The following is a 17,578-nucleotide window of genomic DNA, read 5'->3' as shown; positions in this document are numbered from 1 at the left end:
GAGTGCTGGATGATCTCAGCGGGTTCCACGGCCACCTCTTAGTACTTCAGCAGGCTGACGTCGTCGACCGACGCGGACCTGCGGGTTCGGAAGATCGTCACGATGATGGCCAGGCCGATGACCACCTCGGCGGCGGCCACGATCATCACGAAGAACGCGATGACCTGGCCGTCGAGGTTGCCGTTCTGCCGGGCGAAGGTGACGAACGCCAGGTTGCAGGCGTTGAGCATGAGCTCGACGCACATGAACACGACAATGGCGTTGCGCCGTACGAGCACGCCTACGCCGCCGATCGCGAACAGCAGCGCGGAGAGCACCAGGTAGTGCGTGGTCACTTGCCGTCCTCCTCGCTCCGGGCTTCGCCGCGGGCGCCGACGACCCGGCCGGCCACGACACCCTCGTCGGTCATGGGCTCGGTGTCGGGGCCGTCGTCCCCGGCCTCGTCCGCGAGCGTCGGGGTGCTGTGCCCGTTGGCGCGCTGGGCGGCCTCCTCCTGCTCCAGCACGCGGGCGACCTCCGGAGGCAGGATGCCCTGGGACTCCTCGTACCGGGCGATGTACCGGTTGACCGACAGCGGCGAGATGGTCCCGTCGGGCAGCAGCGCCGGCATGTCGATGGCGTTGTGCCGGGCGTAGGTGCCGGGGCCGGGCAGCGGCGCCGGGTTCTTGCCCGTCTTGCCGAAGGCGACGAAGCGCTGCCGCGACAGGTCCTTCTGCGTCGGCTTGGGCTCGCTGCGCTCCCGGTGCGCGAGCACCATCGCGCCGAGCGCCGCCGTGATCAGCAGCGCGGAGGTCACCTCGAAGGCGAACACGTGGCGCGTGAAGATCAGCTCGGCCAGGGAGGGCACGTTGCCCGCCTGGGTGGCGGCGGCCAGGCCCCGCGGGGCGCCGACGACCGCGTTGCCGATGCCGAGCGCGAGCAGGGCGGCGAAACCGAGCCCGGCCAGGATCGCCCAGAACCGCTGTCCCCTGATCGTCTCCACGAGGGAGTCCGACGAGTCCACGCCCACGAGCATGAGCACGAACAGGAACAGCATCATGACCGCGCCGGTGTAGACGATGATCTGCACCGCCGCCAGGAACGGAGCGTCCTGGACGGCGTACAGCACCGCCAGCGAGATCATGACGACGCCGAGCATGAGGGCCGAGTAGACGGCCCTGCGGCTGAAGACGAGTCCGAGCGCCGCGATCACCGAGATGACCGCGAGCACCCAGAACGTGATGGACTCACCCATTGCTTCGACCCAACCGGTAGTAGTCCTCCTCGGTCTCGCCGAGGCGCATCGGGTGGGGCGGCTGCTCCATCCCCGGTCCCAGCGGCGCGAGGAGCATCTCCTTGGTGAAGATCAGCGACTCGCGGCTGGAGTCGGCGAGCTCGTACTCGTTGGTCATCGTGAGCGCCCGCGTGGGGCAGGCCTCGATGCACAGCCCGCAGAGGATGCAGCGCAGGTAGTTGATCTGGTAGACGCGGCCGTACCGCTCACCCGGCGAGAAACGCTCCTCGTCGGTGTTGTCGCCACCCTCCACGTAGATGGCGTCGGCCGGGCAGGCCCAGGCGCACAGCTCACAGCCGACGCACTTCTCCAACCCGTCGGGCCACCGGTTCAGCTGGTGCCGTCCGTGGAAGCGCGGCGCGGTCGGCCGCTTCTCCTCCGGATAGTTGACCGTCACCGGCTTCTTGAACATGTGGTGGAAGGTGACGCCGAATCCCTTGATCGGGTTCAGCCAATCAGTTGCTCCCACTGGTCACCTCCTTGGCGGCGTCGGAATTGAGGCGCGCGGCGGGCACGACTCCGTGGTAGTGCGGGGCGTCGAGCGGTGGAACGGGGAACCCGCCCGCGAGCGGCTCCTCCCGCAGCTGCTCGAACTCCTCCTCGATCTCGGCGGCCTTCGCCTCCTTGCGGCGCTGGTTGACCGTGTCGAACCGGAGCCAGATCACGAGGGCGCCGACGATGACGATCGCACCGATGGTCATGATGACCGCCCGGTTGCTGTCCGGCAGGCGCAGCGCCTTGAACGTGGCGGCCATCAGGATCCAGGCCAGGTTGACCGGGATGAGCACCTTCCAGCCGAAGGCCATGAGCTGGTCGTACCGGACGCGCGGCAGCGAGGCGCGCACCCAGACGAAGAAGCCGAACGCGATCACCAGCTTGATGAAGAACCACAGCAGCGGCCACCAGCCGGAGTTCGCGCCGTCCCACAGGGAGATCGGCCACGGGGCACGCCAGCCGCCGAAGAACAGCGTGATCGCCATCGCGGAGACCGTGAAGATGTTCACGTACTCGGCGAGCATGAACATCGCGAACTTCAGCGAGGAGGAGTACTCGGTGTGGAAGCCGCCGACCAGTTCGCCCTCACCCTCGGGGAGGTCGAACGGCACGCGGTTCGTCTCGCCCAGCATCGTGATCGCGTAGATCAGGAAGGACGGGATCAGCGAGACCACGTACCAGGACGGCATGGGGATCGACAGCGAGCCGATGTCCCAGGTGCCGCCGCCCGCCTGCTTCGCCACGATCTCGTGGGTGGACAGCGTGCCCGCCTGGAGGAACACCGCGACGAACGACAGGCCCATCGCGATCTCGTACGACACCACCTGGGCCGCCGAGCGCAGACCGCCCAGCACCGCGTACGGCGAGCGGGAGCCCCACCCGGCGAGCACGATGCCGTAGACGCCGATAGAGGCGGTGGCCAGGACCAGCAGCACCGCGACCGGCAGGTCGGTGAGCTGCAGCGGCGTCTTGTGGCCGAACATCGAGACCACCGGCCCGAACGGCACCACGGAGAAGGCCAGGAAGGCCGGCACCGCGATGATGATCGGGGCGAGAAGGTAGATCACCTTGTCCACGGTGCGTGGCATGATGTCTTCCTTCAGGCCCATCTTCAGGCCGTCGGCCACCGACTGCAGCAGGCCGAACTTGCCGGCCCGGTTGGGGCCGTAACGGTGCTGCATGCGCGAGATGAGCTTGCGCTCGGTCCACACGCCGAACAGCACACCCAGCATCAGGAACACGAAGATCGCAACGGCCTTGATGATGATGATCCACAGGGGATCGTGGCCGAAGTCGCTCCAGGTGGGTCCGGGGTTGTTCACGAGACGCTCCCGATCTTTACGACGTCTCCGGCGACCGCGCGCAGGTCGCGCGTGACCGACAGGCCGGCGGAGTTGGACGGCACCCACACGACACGGTCGGGCAGGTCCGCGACGCGCACCGGCACGACCACGTCGTCACCGATGGTGATCTTGCCGCCGTCCACCGCGCCGATCTCGGCGGCCGTCGCCTCCGACAGCAGCGCCGCCACCGAGCGGGCGGTCCCCGCGAGGTAGGGCTCGCCGTCCTGCATCCGGCCCTCGTCGAGCAGCAGGTGCCACGTGGCCAGCACGGCCTCGCCCGCCTGCGGCTGCCTGGTCGCGCGGCCCGTCACCGAGGGCGCGGCCGGGCGGGAGCCCTTCCAGGAGCCGAGCGTCGCCATCTCCCGCCGGGCGGCGGCGGGGTCGGGCAGGCCGAGGTGGACGTCCATCTGGTCGGCGATCGAGGCGATGGCGCGCAGGTCGCTCATCAGGCCGGGGACGGCCGTGGCGACGCCGAACGAGCGGCCCCTGCCCTCCCAGTCGACGAACGTGCCCGACTTCTCCGCGACCGCGGCGACCGGCAGGACCACGTCGGCCCGGTCGGTGACCGCGCTCGCGCGGATCTCCAGGCTGACGATGAACGGCGTGTTCTCCAGCGCCGCGAGGGCGCGGGCCGGGTCGGGCAGGTCGTAGGGGTCCACACCCGCCACGACCAGCGCGTCGACCTCGTCGTTCAGCGCGGCCTCGATGATGCCCGCCGTGTCGCGGCCCGGCGCGTCCGGCAGCGAGCCGACGCCCCACGCCCTGGCGACCTCCGCGCGGGCGGCCTCGTCGGAGGCCGGGCGGCCGATCGGCAGCAGACCGGGCAGCGCACCCGCTTCGAGCGCGCCGCGCTCACCGGCCCTGCGCGGCACCCAGGCGAGTCGCGCGCCGGTGGCCTGCGTGAGCCGTACGAGCGCGGACAGCGCGCCGGGGGCCGTGGCGAGCCGCTCACCGGCGAGGACGATCGAGCCGGCGGGCAGCAGGTCGCCGCCGACCAGGTCGCCGAGCGCCTCGGCCTCCGCGCCGGGCGCGGTGCGGATCAGCGTGCCGTTCATCTTGGCCAGGCCAGGCGTGGCGAACGGCGCGAGCGTGTAGACCTTGAGGCCCCGCTTGCGCGCCGCCTTGCGCAGGCGCAGGAAGACGATCGGCGACTCCTCCTCGGGCTCGAACCCGGCCAGGAGCACGGCCGGGGCCGTCTCCAGGTCGGCGTAGGAGACCTCGATGCCCTTGCCTGCGACGGCGTGGGCGAGGAAGCGCGCCTCCTCCTCGGAGTGCGGGCGGGCCCGGAAGTCGATGTCGTTGGTGCCGAGGGCGATCCTGGCGAACTTGCTGTAGGCGTAGGCGTCCTCGACCGTGAGCCGCCCGCCGACCAGCACGCTGGCCTTGCCACGGGCCCGCAGCAGGCCCTCGGCCGCCACGGCCAGCGCGTCCGGCCAGGAGGTCGGGACGAGCTTGCCGCTCTCGTCGCGGACGAGCGGCGAGCGCAGCCGGTCGGGCGCGGTGGCGTACGCGAACGCCCAGCGGCCCTTGTCGCAGTTCCACTCCTCGTTAACCTGCGGGTCGTCCCCGGCCAGACGGCGGGTGACCTTGCCCCGGCGGTGGTCGGTGCGCAGCGAGCAGCCCGACGCGCAGTGCTCGCACGCGCTCGGCGTGGAGACCAGGTCGAACGGGCGGGAGCGGAACCGGTAGGCCGCGCCGGTCAGCGCGCCCACCGGGCAGATCTGGATGGTGTTGCCGGAGAAGTAGGACTGGAACGGCTCGCCGTCGGCGACGCCCACCTGCTCCTTGGCCCCGCGCTCGAAGAAGTCGATGAGCGGGTCGCCCGCGATCTGCTCGGAGAACCGGATGCAGCGGGCGCACTGCACGCACCGCTCACGGTCCAGCAGCACCTCGGTCGACAGCGGCACGGGCTTCTCGAACGTGCGCTTCTGCTCGGTGAACCGGCTCTCGCCCTGGCCGTTCGACATGGCCTGGTTCTGCAGGGGGCACTCGCCGCCCTTGTCGCAGACCGGGCAGTCGAGCGGGTGGTTCAGCAGCAGCATCTCCATCACGCCGCGCTGTGCCTTCTCGGCCACCGGCGAGGTGAGCTGCGTCTTGACCACCATGCCCTCGGCGACCTCGATCGCGCAGGACGGCTGCGGCTTGGGGAAGCCGCGGCCGTTGCCCGCGTCGGGGATGTCGACCAGGCACTGGCGGCAGTTGGCCGCCGGGGAGAGCAGCGGGTGGTCGCAGAACCGGGGGATCTGGATCCCCAGCAGTTCCGCGGCCCGGATGATCAGCGTGCCCTTGGGGACGCTGACCTGGAAGCCGTCGATGGTCAGGGTGACCATGTCCACGACCGGCTGCTCCGGCTGCGTCGTCTGAACTGTCACTTGGACCCCCACACCGTGGAAGCGGCGGGATCGAACGGGCAGCCGCCGATCTCGAAGTGCTTGAGGTATTCGTCGCGGAAGTGCTTCACCGACGAGTGGATCGGGCTCGTCGCGCCGTCGCCGAGCGCGCAGAACGAACGGCCGAGGATGTTGTCCGCGATGTCGGTGATCGTGGCCAGGTCGTCCTCGGTGCCCTGGCCCTTCTCCAGCCGCCTGAGCACCTGCTTGAGCCAGTAGGTGCCCTCACGGCAGGGCGTGCACTTGCCGCAGGACTCGTGCGCGTAGAACTCGGTCCACCGCATCACGGCGCGGACCACGCAGGTCGTCTCGTCGAAGATCTGCAGGGCGCGGGTGCCCAGCATCGAGCCCTTGGCGCCGACCGACTCGAAGTCGAGCGGCACGTCGAGGTGCTCGGCCGTGAAGATCGGCGTCGAGGAGCCCCCCGGCGTCCAGAACTTCAGCTCGTGGCCCTCGCGGATGCCGCCCGCCATGTCGAGCAGTTCGCGCAGCGTGATGCCCAGCGGGGCCTCGTACTGGCCCGGCCTGGTCACGTGGCCCGACAGCGAGAAGATGCCGAAGCCCTTGGACTTCTCGGTGCCCATCCCGGCAAACCAGTCGGCGCCGTTGGCGATGATGCTCGGCACGCTCGCGATCGACTCGACGTTGTTGACGACGGTCGGGGAGGCGTACAGGCCGGCGACCGCCGGGAACGGCGGCTTGAGCCTGGGCTGGCCGCGGTAGCCCTCCAGCGAGTCGAGCAGCGCCGTCTCCTCGCCGCAGATGTACGCTCCCGCGCCGCTGTGCACGACGAGTTCGAGGTCGTAGCCCGAGCCGAAGATGTCGGTCCCGAGGTAGCCCTTCTCGTACGCCTCGCGGACGGCGGCCTGCACCCGGCGGATGACGTGGACCACCTCGCCGCGGATGTAGATGAACGCGTGGTTGGCCCGGATCGCGTAGGACGAGATGATCACGCCCTCGACCAGCGAGTGCGGGTTGGCCATCATGAGCGGGATGTCCTTGCAGGTCCCCGGCTCCGACTCGTCGGCGTTGACCACGAGGTAGTGGGCCTTGCCGTCGCCCTGCGGGATGAATCCCCACTTCATGCCGGTGGGGAAGCCCGCGCCGCCGCGGCCGCGCAGGCCCGAGTCCTTCACCGCCTGGATGACGGCGTCCGGGTCCATGCCCAGGGCCTTCCTGGCGGCCGCGTACTCGCCGTACCCGTCGAGGGTGAACGAGTCGTCCTGGTCCCAGTTTCTGGTGAGAACAGGCGTTAGGGTCGTCACTTCTCGCTCCCCTCGGCCGCGGGGGCCTCCCAGCCGTTGGTCTTGGCGACCTTCAGGCCCTCCAGCGAGGGACCGGCGGCCGACGGGCCCTCGCCCGCCAGTCCGTCGGGGAACCCGGCGAGGACCCGGGAGGCCTCCTTGAACGTGCACAGCCGGCGCGGGCCGCGCGTGGGCGCGACCTCCTTGCCGGCGCGCAGGTCGTCGACGAGCTGCTTGGCCGACTCAGGGGTCTGGTTGTCGAAGAACTCCCAGTTGACCATCATGACCGGCGCGAAGTCGCAGGCGGCGTTGCACTCCAGCCGCTCCAGCGTGATCTTGCCGTCCGCGGTGGTCTCGTCGTGGCCGACGCCCACGTGCTCGCTGAGCTCGTCCCAGATCTGGTCGCCGCCCATCACCGCGCACAGCGTGTTGATGCAGACGCCGACGTTGTACTCGCCGGCGGGCGAGCGCTTGTACATGGTGTAGAAGGTCGCCACGCCGACGACCTCGGCCTTGGACAGGCCCAGCATCTCGGCGCAGAACTCCTGGCCGTCGTCGGAGATGTAGCCGTCCTCCGACTGCACCAGGTGCAGCAGAGGCAGCAGCGCGGAACGCGGCCGGGGGTAGCGGCCGATGATCTCCTTGGCGTCCGTCTCCAGACGCTCGCGGACCTCGGGCGCGTAGCTCATCGGTCCACACCTCCCATGACCGGGTCGATCGAGGCGACCGCGGAGATGACGTCGGCGACCATGCCGCCCTCGCACGTCGCGGGCACCGCCTGCAGGTTCGTGAACGACGGGTCGCGGAAGTGGACCCGGTAGGGCCGGGTGCCGCCGTCGCTGACCACGTGCGCGCCCAGCTCGCCGCGCGGCGACTCGACCGAGGCGTACGCCTGCCCGGCCGGCACCCGGAAGCCCTCGGTCACCAGCTTGAAGTGGTGGATCAGGGCCTCCATCGAGCTGCCCATGATGTGGGCGATGTGGTCGGGCGAGTTGCCGAGGCCGTCGGGGCCGAGCGCGAGCTGCGACGGCCAGCCGATCTTCTTGTCCTCGATCATCACCGGGCCGCCCTTGAGCGGGCCGGACAGCCGGTCGAGCGCCTGCTCGATGATCTTGAGGGACTCCTCCATCTCGGCCATCCGCACGAGGTAGCGGCCGTACACGTCGCAGGTGTTCTGCGTCGGCACGTCGAACTCGTACGTCTCGTAGCCGCAGTAGGGCTGCGACTTGCGCAGGTCCCACGGGAGGCCCGCGGCGCGCAGCATCGGGCCGGTGATGCCCAGCGCCATGCAGCCGGTCAGGTCGAGGTAGGCGACGTCCTTGGTGCGCCGGGTGTAGACCGGGTTGGCGTCGAGGAGCTTGCGCATCTCCTTGATCCGCCCCGGCATGACCTTGAGGAACTCACCGATCTTGTCGACGGCGCCGGCCGGCAGGTCGACGCTGACGCCGCCCGGCCGGACGTACGCCATGTTCATCCGCAGGCCGGTGATGTACTCCATCAGGTCGAGCACCATCTCGCGCTCGCGGAAGCCGAACAGCATCGGCGTCGTCGCGCCCAGTTCCAGGCCGAACGTCGCGATCGCGACCAGGTGCGAGGAGATCCGGGTGAGCTCCATCGTCAGGACCCGGATGGCCTGCGCCCGGTCCGGGATCCTGTCGGTGATCCCCAGAAGCTTCTCGACCCCCATGCAGTAGGCGGTCTCGTTGAAGATCGGCGCGAGGTAGTCCATGCGGGTGACGAACGTGACCCCCTGGGTCCACGTCCGGTACTCCATGTTCTTCTCGATGCCGGTGTGCAGGTAGCCGATCACCGTGCGGGCCTCGGTCACGGTCTCGCCGTCCAGGGTCAGCACGAGCCGGAGCACGCCGTGCGTCGACGGGTGCTGCGGGCCCATGTTGACGACGAGGCGCTCGTCGGCCGACTCGCTGACGGTCTTGACCAGTTCGTCCCAGTCCTGACCCGCGACGTCGTAGATCCGGCCTTCGGTCTCGGTGGTGCTCACGACGCTCTCCTCGCTGCCCTCGTCCACTCGTGCAGGTCGACGCTCACGAGTACGACCTCCTCCGGTCCGGCGCGGGCACCTCGGCGCCGCGGTACTCCACGGGGATGCCGCCGAGCGGGTAGTCCTTGCGCTGCGGGTGCCCCTCCCAGTCGTCCGGCATCTCGATCCGGGTCAGCGCCGGGTGGCCGTCGAAGACGATCCCGAAGAAGTCGTACGTCTCGCGCTCATGCCAGTCGTGCGTGGGGTAGACCTGAACCGTGGAGGGGATGTGCGGGTCGGCGTCGGGGCAGGAGACCTCCACCCGGACGCGCCGGTTGTGCGTGATGGAGCACAGGTGGTAGACGGCGCGCAGTTCGGCGCCGGTCTCCTCGGGGTAGTGGACCCCCGAGACACCGAGCGACAGCTCGAACCGCAGCGCGGGATCGTCACGCAGGTGCTTCATCACCTCGGGCAGCCGCTCGCGCCGCACGTGGAAGGTGACCTCGCCGCGGTCCACGACGACGCGCTCGATCGCGTCCGCGAACGCCGGCTCCAGCGCGTCGGCCACCTCGTCGAAGTACGACCCGTACGGCCGGCCGCTGACCAGCTTGGGCGGGCGGCGGACGACCAGGCGGTTGTAGCCGGAGGTGTCTCCGGTGTCCTTGACGCCGAACATGCCCTTGCGGGCGATGGGCTCCTCGGGCAGCCCGGGCAGGTTCTCGGTGCTCACTTCCCGGCTCCCTGGTCGATCAGCGGCAGCGTACGCAGCGCCTGGAGCTCAAGCTCCTCGATCTGCTTCTCACGGTGCGCGCCGAACTTCATGTTCTGGATCTTGTCGTGCAGCTTCACGATGGCGTCGATCAGCATCTCCGGACGCGGCGGGCAGCCGGGCAGGTAGATGTCGACAGGCACCACGTGATCCACACCCTGGACGATGGCGTAGTTGTTGAACATGCCGCCGCTGGACGCGCAGACGCCCATCGCGATGACCCACTTGGGCTCGGCCATCTGGTCGTAGATCTGGCGAAGCACGGGCGCCATCTTCTGCGACAGCCGGCCGGCCACGATCATGAGGTCGGCCTGCCGCGGGGAGGCGGAGGCGCGCTCCATGCCGAAGCGGGCCAGGTCGTGCTTCGGGCCGCCGGTGGCCATCAGTTCGATGGCGCAGCAGGCGAGACCGAAGGTCGCCGGCCAGACGGAGTTCTTCCGGGCCCAGCCCGCCACCTGCTCGACGGTGGTGAGGACGAACCCGCTCGGGAGTTTCTCTTCAAGACCCATGGCTAATCCCAATCGAGACCGCGACGCCGCCACACGTAGGCGTACGCCACGAGAACGGTGACGATGAACAGCACCATCTCGACGAGCCCGAACACGCCGAGTTTGTCGAAGGCCACCGCCCACGGATAGAGAAAGATGATCTCGATGTCGAACACGATGAACAACATCGCGGTGATCATGTATTTCAGCGGGAATCGGCCGCCGCCGACCGGCTGCGGAGTGGGCTCGATGCCGCACTCGTAGGCGTCCAGCTTCGCGCGGTTCCAGCGCTTCGGCCCGGTGAATGGCGCGATGCTCACGGAGAACACGGCGAATCCCGCCGCGAGGACCGCGAGCACCACGATCGGCACATACAGCTCCATGGCTACATGTCCTCGCTTACTCGATGAAGTTGGGCGATCACGACAATGCCGGAGAGCGCGGTCTGCCGGGCGGCCACTCGCGGGGCCTGCGCCGGGCTGCGCGTCTTCTCGGTCATGAGGGCTTCAGTCATGCGGGCTTCGGCGGTCATGATGGCGGAGCCACCTTGGACAGGGCGTTGATGATGCGGTCGGAGACGTCGCCCCGCCGGTCTGTGAGATTAGCGAGCAACTTGAAGGCGAACCTCATCAGGGTGGGATGGGGCATCCCGTGCCGGGTGGCGAAGCTCATCACTCCCGGTCTCCCGATCGCCTCCACGAACAGGCGGCCGAGGGTGAAGTATCCGCCATGGGCGTCTTTGAGGATACGCGGATACGCGAGTAATACGCGCTCACGCTGCGCGGGCGTGGGTCGGGACAGCGCCTGGACGATCACTTCGGCCGCCGTGCGGCCGGTCTCCATGGCGTAGGCGATGCCCTCGCCGTTGAAGGGGTTGATCGACCCGCCCGCGTCGCCCACGAGAACCAGCCCGCGGGTGTAGTGCGGCTGCCGGTTGAAGCCCATCGGCAGCGCGGCGCCCCTGATCGGGCCCGTCATGTTCTCCTCGGTGTAGCCCCACTCCGACGGCGTGTTCTTCATCCAGCGCCGCAGCAGGTCGCGGTAGTCGATGCTCTTGAACGCGTCGCTGGTGTTCAGCAGGCCGAGGCCGACGTTGGACGTGCCGTCGCCGACCGGAAAGATCCACCCGTAGCCGGGGAGCAACCGGTCGCCGTCCCACAGTTCGAGCCACGTCTCCAGGTAGTCGTCGTCGTGGCGGGGGCTCCGGTAGTAGGTGCGCACCGCCACGCCCATCGGGCGGTCCTCCCGCTTGTGCAGGCCCAGCGCGAGCGACAGCCGGGTCGAGTTGCCGTCGGCCGCCACCACGAGCCGGGAGCGGTAGGACACCTCCTCGCCGTCCGCCTTGGCCGTCACGCCCACGACGTGGCCGCTGCGCTCGTCGAGCAGCGGGCCTGTAACGTTCACGCCCTCGCGCAGCCGGACGCCCGCGCCCTCGGCGTGCCTGGCGAGGATCTGGTCGAAGTCCGCGCGGGTGCGCACGAGGCCGAAGTCGGGGTAGCTCGACAGTTCCGGCCAGTCGAGTTCGAGGCGCACACCACCGCCGTAGACGCGCAGCCCCTTGTTCCTCATCCAGCCGGGCGCGTCGATGTCGACGCCCATGGCGACGAGTTCCTTCACCGCCCGCGGGGTCAGTCCGTCGCCGCAGACCTTCTCCCTGGGGAAGCGCGTCTTCTCCAGGAGCAGCACGTCGAGACCGGCACGGGCGAGATGGAAGGCCGTCGTGGCGCCCGCAGGGCCCGCGCCGACCACGATGACGTCGGCGTCGACCTCTCTCCGCGTCGCGCGGGTTCGCTCACTCACGGGGGACCTGTCCGTTCCAGCGAAGGAAGGCCTCGGAATGGTCTAGACCTTCGTGCCTTTGTGAACAACTTCACAAACTGTCGCGCCGAAGTCTAACCCCTCCCACGGGCGCGACGTCAGAGGGGTGCGGCCAAGCACGTCGCATCACGCCTTGACCGCCCGGTGCAGCGCCACGATCCCGAGCGTGAGGTTGCGCCAGGCCACCTTCCGCCAGCCCGCCTCCTGGATGATCCGGGCCAGCCCCTCCTGGTCGGGCCAGGCCCTGATCGACTCGGCGAGGTATTCGTACGAGTCGGGATTGGAGCTGACCATCCGGGCCACCTGCGGCAGCAGCTTCATCAGATACTGCGTGTAGACGAGGTCGAACGACTGCGGCTTCGGCCGCGAGAACTCGCAGATCACCAGCCGGCCACCCGGCCGGGTCACCCGCAGCATCTCCTCCAGCGCCTGTCCCGTGTCCGCCACGTTGCGCAGGCCGAAGGAGATCGTCACGGCGTCGAACGTCTCGTCGCGGAACGGCAGGCGCAGCGCGTCGCCCGCGACGAACGTCACCCCGCGCACGCCCCCGCCGTACAGGCCGGAACCGCCACGCCGGGCGACGCCGGTGCTGAGCATGCCGAGCGAGAAGTCGCACGCGATGGCCCGCGCCCCGAGCGCGGTGAACGCGTCGGTCGAGGTGCCGGTGCCCGCGGCGAGGTCGAGAACCAGCTCGCCGGGCCCGGCGTCGATGGCCGCCGCGGTGGCCTTGCGCCACAGGCGATCCTGGCCGAGCGACAGGACGTCGTTGACCAGGTCGTAGCGCCGGGCCGTGCGATCGAACATCGCGGCGACCTCGTGCGGCTGCTTGTCCAGCGATGCGCGCGTCATGCAGGCAAGCCTAGGCCGCGAAGAGCGCGCCCCCTCACCGCCGCCACCGGATGAGCGGAACGTAGTTCGCCGATTACGCTGAGTCTGCTAGAAATTGGGGAATGCGCGTCACCACCGCACTACTTCCGGTCGCATCGCTCGTCACCTGCGCCGCGTTCGTCCCCGCCGTCCCGGCATCCGCCGGCATCCGGCAGCCCCGCGTGGTCTCGGCGAACCCGGTGAACACCACGCCGCACGTGCTCGACGGCATCGTGAACGCGTTCGCGCTGGTCGGCCGCACCGTCGTGGTGGGTGGCGAGTTCAGCGCCGTCCGCGAGGCACGCGGCGGTGAGGACCTGCCCCGGACGAACGTCTTCGCCTTCGACCTCTACACAGGGCGCGTCCTGCCCGACTTCGCGCCGGACCTCGACGCGCCGGTGGCCGCGCTGGCCGCCGGCCCTGACGGCACGGTCTTCGTGGGCGGCGCGTTCACCATGCCGGCCCGGGCCCTGGTCCGCCTCCGCGTGTCCGACGGCGCCGTCGCCGAGGACTTCTCCGCCCCCGTCTACGGCGGGAACGTCACCAGCCTGGTACGGCTGGGCGGCGCGCTCTACGTGGGAGGCGACTTCAGCAGGATCGGCCGGAGCCCGCGCACCGCGCTGGCCCGGGTGGACGCGGAGACCGGCGAGGTCGATCCCCGGTTCACGGTCACGCCGGGCAACGGGCGTCACGGAGATCCCCGGATATACGCGATGGCCGCCGTCAGCGACCGCTTAGTGGTGGACGGCTCGTTCACCACGCTCGACGGACTGCGCCGCCCGCAACTCGGCGTGATCGATCTCACGACAGGACGGGTGGCCGACTGGCACACCGAGGCGTACGCCCCGGCGTGCAAGCCGGACTTCCCTTCGTACGTGCGCGGGCTCGACCTGTCGCCGGACGGGCGCTACTTCGTGGTCGTCACGACCGGCGGGGCGGCGCGCGGCACCTCGAAGCTGTGCGACTCGGCCGCCAGGTTCGAGACGTACACGAAGGGCGAGAAGATCCGTCCGACCTGGGTGAACCTGACCGGAGGGGACTCCCTCTACGCGGTCGCGGTCACGGGGTCCGCCGTGTACGTGGGCGGGCACCAGCGCTGGCTGGACAATCCCCTGGGCGCCGACACGGCGGGCCGGGGGGCGGTCCACCGGCCCGGCATCGGGGCGATCGACCCGATCAAGGGCAAGGCTCTGCGCTGGAACCCGACGCGGGAAAGGGGAATCGGGGTAAAGGCCTTCCTTACCGTTAAGACAGGTCTTTTGGTGGGAAGCGACACGACGGAGCTCGGGCATGAGTACCATGCCCGCGTCGGCATGTTCCCGGCGACCTAGTTCATCCCCTGCTCCCGCCGTTTCCCGGCGATGCGCTCGCTCACCGCGTCACGCTGTTTGGACAGCAGGACGTAGCTGGCCAGACCACTGACCAGGACGGCGACGAGGAGGAGCGGGAACGACCGCAGGCCGACGAGATACAGGACGCCGAGAGCGACGGCGAACAGCCCGAGGCGCGAAAGGGTGTAAACGACAACCGGATGCACAGCGTCGAGGTTACGTCACCCTCCCGGCGCGCCGGTCTCTCTTCGCATCTGCTGCGGGCACTGCTAGTGTTCACAACAAGGCGCTTTTGTAAAGAAACACCCATGAGCGCCCCAAAGAGGCTCTATCATATAACAATCGGGCACTGAGCCGGTAACAACCCGTGATCTTCTCCGAAAACCACGGATAAATCAGGCTTCGCTCGGCACACTGGTTACCTGTCCGCCCGCTGCAGGACGCGGGACGCGAGGGGGAGAGATTGTGGAGAGTAGCAGCGAGCGACTGCTGACTCCTGGAGAGGTTGCCGCTCTCTTCAGGGTCGACCCGAAGACCGTGACCCGTTGGGCCGCGGCCGGGCGCATCAGCAGCATCCGTACCCCCGGGGGGCACCGGCGTTTCCGTGAATCGGAAGTGCACGCCCTCCTTCGTGGTGAGGACGTCCTCACGGCCGAAAGGCCGAACGGCGACTCCCCGCGAGTCTGACGAAGTATCAGCACCGAGTGATCCTGCGCACTACCCGGATGGCGCAGGGTCACCGGAGTCAGTCGCATGTCGATTCTGCGTCCCGGCCTGTCCTGCTCCCTTGCCGGGACCGTCAGTCTCCCCACCCGGGTGCTTCAGTCCTGCTCCGCCTTGAAGGCAAGGAACGCCTGCTCCAGCGCTTCGTCACCCTCACGCCAGCGGCGCCGCCGCTCGGCGTCCTCCTCCTCGGTGATCGACTCGGCGAGCCAGCGTTCGTAATCGGGCTCGCCCGGCACGACCTCCACGTACGCGTTGCCGATGAGGCGCCCGTCATCGGTGGTCAGTGACCTGGGCACGCGCAGCGTCCCGTCGCCGAGCCGGATCACGTACATCCGAATCACCTAGATTCCGTAACGCCGGTTGAAGAAGAGCATGACGTTCAGGGCCACCCGCGTGTCGCCGCCCAGCATGTCGACCAGGGCCGGACGCTGCCGGGACGCGATCGCCGCGAACGCGTCGGCGAAGAACTCCTTGCGCCCCAGGCCGCCGGGCTGCCGGTGGAACGACGACGCGAACAGCGGCAGGCACTCCTCGTAGAGCGCCGCGAACTCCGGGGAGTCCGACACCCACTCTCCCGGACCGGCGTCCACGTCGTCCAGCGCATGCCCGACTTCGTGCATCATCACGTCGGGCGTGGGCGAGGGGCGGTCCCCCACCACGATCTTGCGGTCGCCGTACGCGCCGGCGCAGATGTCCCAGGTGGCCCGTCCCGACGGCAGCGGCGCGCCACGCAGGTAGCCCATGTCGTCCAGGTCGGGCACCCCGCCGCGCCCGACGTAGATGCCTTCGAGCCCGATGGCGAGCTTGGTCTTGAGCTGCTCGGGCAGCCGCGCCAGGCTGTCCACGGCCCGTACGGCGTCGGCGGACGGCGGCCCCTCCGCGGCGTCCCACTCGCGGTACAGGATGCGTTCCAGGGGCCCGCAGTGCCGCCTGCCGTCCCGCAGGTCGGGTGCGTCGGGCGGGTGGGGCGCGGCCCGCGTCGTGAGGTCGTCGAGTTCGAAGTCGCGCCAGGTGTACTGCGGCCGGTCGTCCACCACGGGCGCGGTGACCGCGTGGACCCGGTCCGCCGGCCGCTCCTGCGGCCACCCCGCCGCCCAGTCGCCGCCCCGCAGCGCGTCCCACCCGCTGTCCCACTGGCTGTCGCGCCGGGCGTCCCGCTCCCCTGGCCGGTCCCTGTCGCGGTCCGCCGTACGGTCGGAGGGCCTGTCCGAGGGCCTGTCGGGAGCACGGTCGCGAGTCCGTTCAGAGGCTTCCGTCCGCCGATGGGAGGACAGATAGGCTCCTCGCTGCCACCACCGCGACCCTCGCCGGTGGCGGCCCCTGTCGCCCGGCTCCGCCATCGCACCCCTCAGTCAGGCTCCGCGTCCTCGTGCCGCGTACCGGTCCACCGTACGATGCCGGACTGCCCCCGTCACCCCAATGCCCGACCCGATCAGTCGCCCGTATGGCTTAGCGTGTGGGCATGCCTAGCGTGATTATCGGCCTGGCGCTGCTTGCCCTCTGGCTCTACTGCCTCTTCGACGTGATCACGACCCCCGCGCAGGACGTGCGTAATCTCCCGAAGTTCCTGTGGGTCCTCATCGTGGTCTTCCTGGCGGACATCGGCGCGCTGACCTGGCTCCTCGTGGGGCGCCCCCGCCGCGAGCCCGCCGTGCACCCGGCGGGCGCCGGCGGGTGGGCGCGGAGCGGTGAAGCACCCCGCGGACCCGACGACGACCCCGAGTTCCTGCGCACCCTCGAGCGGCGCCTGCGCGACGAGGACTGACCCCTCCGCGAGGCCCCGCCCGGCACGCCGGGCGCCTCCCGCCGACGTCCCCGTGTGCGGACCCCGGCGCGAGCGACCTCTACCTGCGCACGTCTACTTCGGCGCGTCGGCTACTTCGGCACGTCGGCGTAGGAGTGCAGTCCCGAGAAGAAGATGTTGACGCCGACCAGGTTGAACAGCAGGCAGGCGCAGGCGACCAGCGAGATGATCATCGCGGCCTTGCCTCGCCACCCCGCCGTCGCCCGCGCGTGGAGATAGGCGGCGTAGACGACCCACGTGATGAACGACCAGACCTCCTTGGGGTCCCAGCCCCAGTAGCGGCCCCAGGCCCGGTCGGCCCACAGCGCCCCCGCGATGACGGCGAAGGTCCAGATCGGGAAGGCGACGACGATCGCGCGGTGCGCGACGCGCTCCAGGCTCTCCCTGACCGGCAGCACAGACGGGCGCCCGTCCCTGCGGATCAGGTAGAGGATCGCGCACACGCCCGCCAGGATGAACAGCCCGCCGGCCACGATCGCCGCCGTGACGTGGATCGCGATCCAGTACGAGTGCAGCGCGGGCATCACCGGCCCGGCCTGCACGTGGAGGAACAGCACGGCGAAGCCCAGGCCGAGCGCCGCCGTCACGGTCACGAACGCGCCGAGGAAGCGGATCGGCTGACGGACCAGCAGCACGAGGAACGCGGTGACGGCGGCGAAGCAGATGGCCACCACGAACTCGTACATGTTCGCCCACGGCCAACGGCCGACCGCGATGCCCCTGGTGAGGATGCCGGCGAGGTTGGCCGCCCAGCCGAGCCAGGCGACGGCCACGGCGATGGCCCCGGCACGGGCCGCCCAGGCCGCCGGCTGCGGGACCGGGCCCTCCGCCGTGGCGTCGGCCGTCGTGTCGTCCGGCAGCGCCGGGCCGCCCGCGCCGACGAGTTCCCGCCGCCGGACGGCCACGGCCGTACGGGCCCTGCCGAAGGCGAGATCCAGCGCGAAGCAGATCATCGAGGCGAGATACAGCAGGACGGTGACCAGGATCAGCTGGTCGCTCAGCGCGGCGAGACTCTCGTTGACCGCGTGGGTTACCGGGGCGGGCATCAC

21 protein-coding genes are annotated in these 17,578 nt (G+C 69.8%); 3 read left to right on the top strand and 18 right to left on the bottom strand.

Going from position 1 to position 17,578, the window contains the following annotated elements:
• Window positions 1-38: 38 nt before the first annotated feature.
• From nuoK to HHX31_RS20470, 14 genes are all read right to left on the bottom strand, one after another.
• Entirely contained in the window at window positions 39-335 is a 297-nt protein-coding gene (nuoK, locus tag HHX31_RS20535) for an NADH-quinone oxidoreductase subunit NuoK (protein ID WP_169949902.1), read from the bottom strand.
• Window positions 332-1,234, bottom strand: a complete 903-nt coding sequence (locus HHX31_RS20530) for an NADH-quinone oxidoreductase subunit J (RefSeq protein WP_169949901.1) — start codon at window positions 1,232-1,234, stop codon at window positions 332-334. Before HHX31_RS20530 ends, nuoK begins: the two co-directional genes overlap by 4 nt.
• Window positions 1,227-1,742 (bottom strand): NADH-quinone oxidoreductase subunit NuoI, encoded by a 516-nt coding sequence (nuoI, locus tag HHX31_RS20525; RefSeq protein WP_111700538.1) that lies wholly within the window; start codon window positions 1,740-1,742, stop codon window positions 1,227-1,229. Before nuoI ends, HHX31_RS20530 begins: the two co-directional genes overlap by 8 nt.
• On the bottom strand, window positions 1,729-3,090 hold the full coding sequence (nuoH, locus tag HHX31_RS20520; RefSeq protein ID WP_169949900.1) for an NADH-quinone oxidoreductase subunit NuoH: 1,362 nt from the start codon (window positions 3,088-3,090) through the stop codon (window positions 1,729-1,731). The genes nuoI and nuoH overlap by 14 nt, the downstream gene beginning before the upstream one ends.
• On the bottom strand, window positions 3,087-5,441 hold the full coding sequence (locus HHX31_RS20515) for an NADH-quinone oxidoreductase subunit G (protein WP_211590082.1): 2,355 nt from the start codon (window positions 5,439-5,441) through the stop codon (window positions 3,087-3,089). Before HHX31_RS20515 ends, nuoH begins: the two co-directional genes overlap by 4 nt.
• Before the next feature lie 38 nt (window positions 5,442-5,479).
• Window positions 5,480-6,766, bottom strand: a complete 1,287-nt coding sequence (nuoF, locus tag HHX31_RS20510) for an NADH-quinone oxidoreductase subunit NuoF (protein WP_169949898.1) — start codon at window positions 6,764-6,766, stop codon at window positions 5,480-5,482.
• Window positions 6,763-7,434 carry an NADH-quinone oxidoreductase subunit NuoE gene (gene nuoE, locus HHX31_RS20505; protein ID WP_169949897.1) on the bottom strand — a complete coding sequence of 224 codons (672 nt, stop codon included), beginning with the start codon at window positions 7,432-7,434 and terminating at the stop codon, window positions 6,763-6,765. Before nuoE ends, nuoF begins: the two co-directional genes overlap by 4 nt.
• Entirely contained in the window at window positions 7,431-8,747 is a 1,317-nt protein-coding gene (locus tag HHX31_RS20500; RefSeq protein WP_169949896.1) for an NADH-quinone oxidoreductase subunit D, read from the bottom strand. The genes nuoE and HHX31_RS20500 overlap by 4 nt, the downstream gene beginning before the upstream one ends.
• Window positions 8,748-8,790: 43 nt before the next feature.
• Window positions 8,791-9,456, bottom strand: a complete 666-nt coding sequence (locus HHX31_RS20495) for an NADH-quinone oxidoreductase subunit C (RefSeq protein WP_169949895.1) — start codon at window positions 9,454-9,456, stop codon at window positions 8,791-8,793.
• On the bottom strand, window positions 9,453-10,004 hold the full coding sequence (locus HHX31_RS20490) for an NADH-quinone oxidoreductase subunit B family protein (RefSeq protein ID WP_079315518.1): 552 nt from the start codon (window positions 10,002-10,004) through the stop codon (window positions 9,453-9,455). The genes HHX31_RS20495 and HHX31_RS20490 overlap by 4 nt, the downstream gene beginning before the upstream one ends.
• A gap of 2 nt (window positions 10,005-10,006) precedes the next feature.
• Entirely contained in the window at window positions 10,007-10,366 is a 360-nt protein-coding gene (locus tag HHX31_RS20485; protein ID WP_079315519.1) for an NADH-quinone oxidoreductase subunit A, read from the bottom strand.
• Window positions 10,367-10,368: 2 nt separating this feature from the next.
• Window positions 10,369-10,515, bottom strand: a complete 147-nt coding sequence (locus tag HHX31_RS20480; protein WP_169949894.1) for a hypothetical protein — start codon at window positions 10,513-10,515, stop codon at window positions 10,369-10,371.
• A complete protein-coding gene (locus tag HHX31_RS20475) occupies window positions 10,512-11,783 on the bottom strand; it encodes a geranylgeranyl reductase family protein (protein WP_169949893.1) in 1,272 nt (423 codons plus the stop codon). Before HHX31_RS20475 ends, HHX31_RS20480 begins: the two co-directional genes overlap by 4 nt.
• Window positions 11,784-11,927: 144 nt before the next feature.
• The gene (locus HHX31_RS20470; RefSeq protein ID WP_169949892.1) at window positions 11,928-12,650 is read right to left on the bottom strand and encodes a demethylmenaquinone methyltransferase; all 723 of its coding nucleotides are present in this window, start codon (window positions 12,648-12,650) and stop codon (window positions 11,928-11,930) included.
• A gap of 101 nt (window positions 12,651-12,751) precedes the next feature.
• Between HHX31_RS20470 and HHX31_RS20465 the strand changes: the two genes are divergently transcribed.
• Window positions 12,752-13,999, top strand: a complete 1,248-nt coding sequence (locus tag HHX31_RS20465) for a hypothetical protein (RefSeq protein ID WP_169949891.1) — start codon at window positions 12,752-12,754, stop codon at window positions 13,997-13,999.
• Here HHX31_RS20465 and HHX31_RS20460 read toward each other — a convergent pair.
• Window positions 13,996-14,205 (bottom strand): DUF4229 domain-containing protein, encoded by a 210-nt coding sequence (locus HHX31_RS20460; RefSeq protein WP_169949890.1) that lies wholly within the window; start codon window positions 14,203-14,205, stop codon window positions 13,996-13,998. The two genes, HHX31_RS20465 and HHX31_RS20460, sit on opposite strands and share 4 nt — an antisense overlap.
• A gap of 259 nt (window positions 14,206-14,464) precedes the next feature.
• Between HHX31_RS20460 and HHX31_RS20455 the strand changes: the two genes are divergently transcribed.
• Window positions 14,465-14,686 carry a BldC family transcriptional regulator gene (locus HHX31_RS20455; protein WP_079315524.1) on the top strand — a complete coding sequence of 74 codons (222 nt, stop codon included), beginning with the start codon at window positions 14,465-14,467 and terminating at the stop codon, window positions 14,684-14,686.
• A 134-nt stretch (window positions 14,687-14,820) separates the two neighbouring features.
• Here HHX31_RS20455 and HHX31_RS20450 read toward each other — a convergent pair whose 3' ends face one another.
• On the bottom strand, window positions 14,821-15,057 hold the full coding sequence (locus HHX31_RS20450; RefSeq protein ID WP_169949889.1) for a hypothetical protein: 237 nt from the start codon (window positions 15,055-15,057) through the stop codon (window positions 14,821-14,823).
• Between the two features lie 9 nt (window positions 15,058-15,066).
• The gene (locus tag HHX31_RS20445) at window positions 15,067-16,065 is read right to left on the bottom strand and encodes a hypothetical protein (protein ID WP_169949888.1); all 999 of its coding nucleotides are present in this window, start codon (window positions 16,063-16,065) and stop codon (window positions 15,067-15,069) included.
• A gap of 122 nt (window positions 16,066-16,187) precedes the next feature.
• Between HHX31_RS20445 and HHX31_RS20440 the strand changes: the two genes are divergently transcribed.
• Entirely contained in the window at window positions 16,188-16,490 is a 303-nt protein-coding gene (locus HHX31_RS20440) for a PLD nuclease N-terminal domain-containing protein (RefSeq protein WP_169949887.1), read from the top strand.
• A gap of 110 nt (window positions 16,491-16,600) precedes the next feature.
• On the opposite strand, the gene ccsB is transcribed toward HHX31_RS20440, so the two are convergent.
• Window positions 16,601-17,575 carry a c-type cytochrome biogenesis protein CcsB gene (gene ccsB / locus HHX31_RS20435; protein WP_169949886.1) on the bottom strand — a complete coding sequence of 325 codons (975 nt, stop codon included), beginning with the start codon at window positions 17,573-17,575 and terminating at the stop codon, window positions 16,601-16,603.
• Between the last annotated feature and the right edge of the window lie 3 nt (window positions 17,576-17,578).

The organism is Microbispora sp. H11081 (assembly GCF_012999535.1).
GTDB lineage: Bacteria > Actinomycetota > Actinomycetes > Streptosporangiales > Streptosporangiaceae > Microbispora.
Note: the sequence above shows the minus strand (reverse complement) of the source record. Positions and strands in the feature narration are given on the sequence as shown.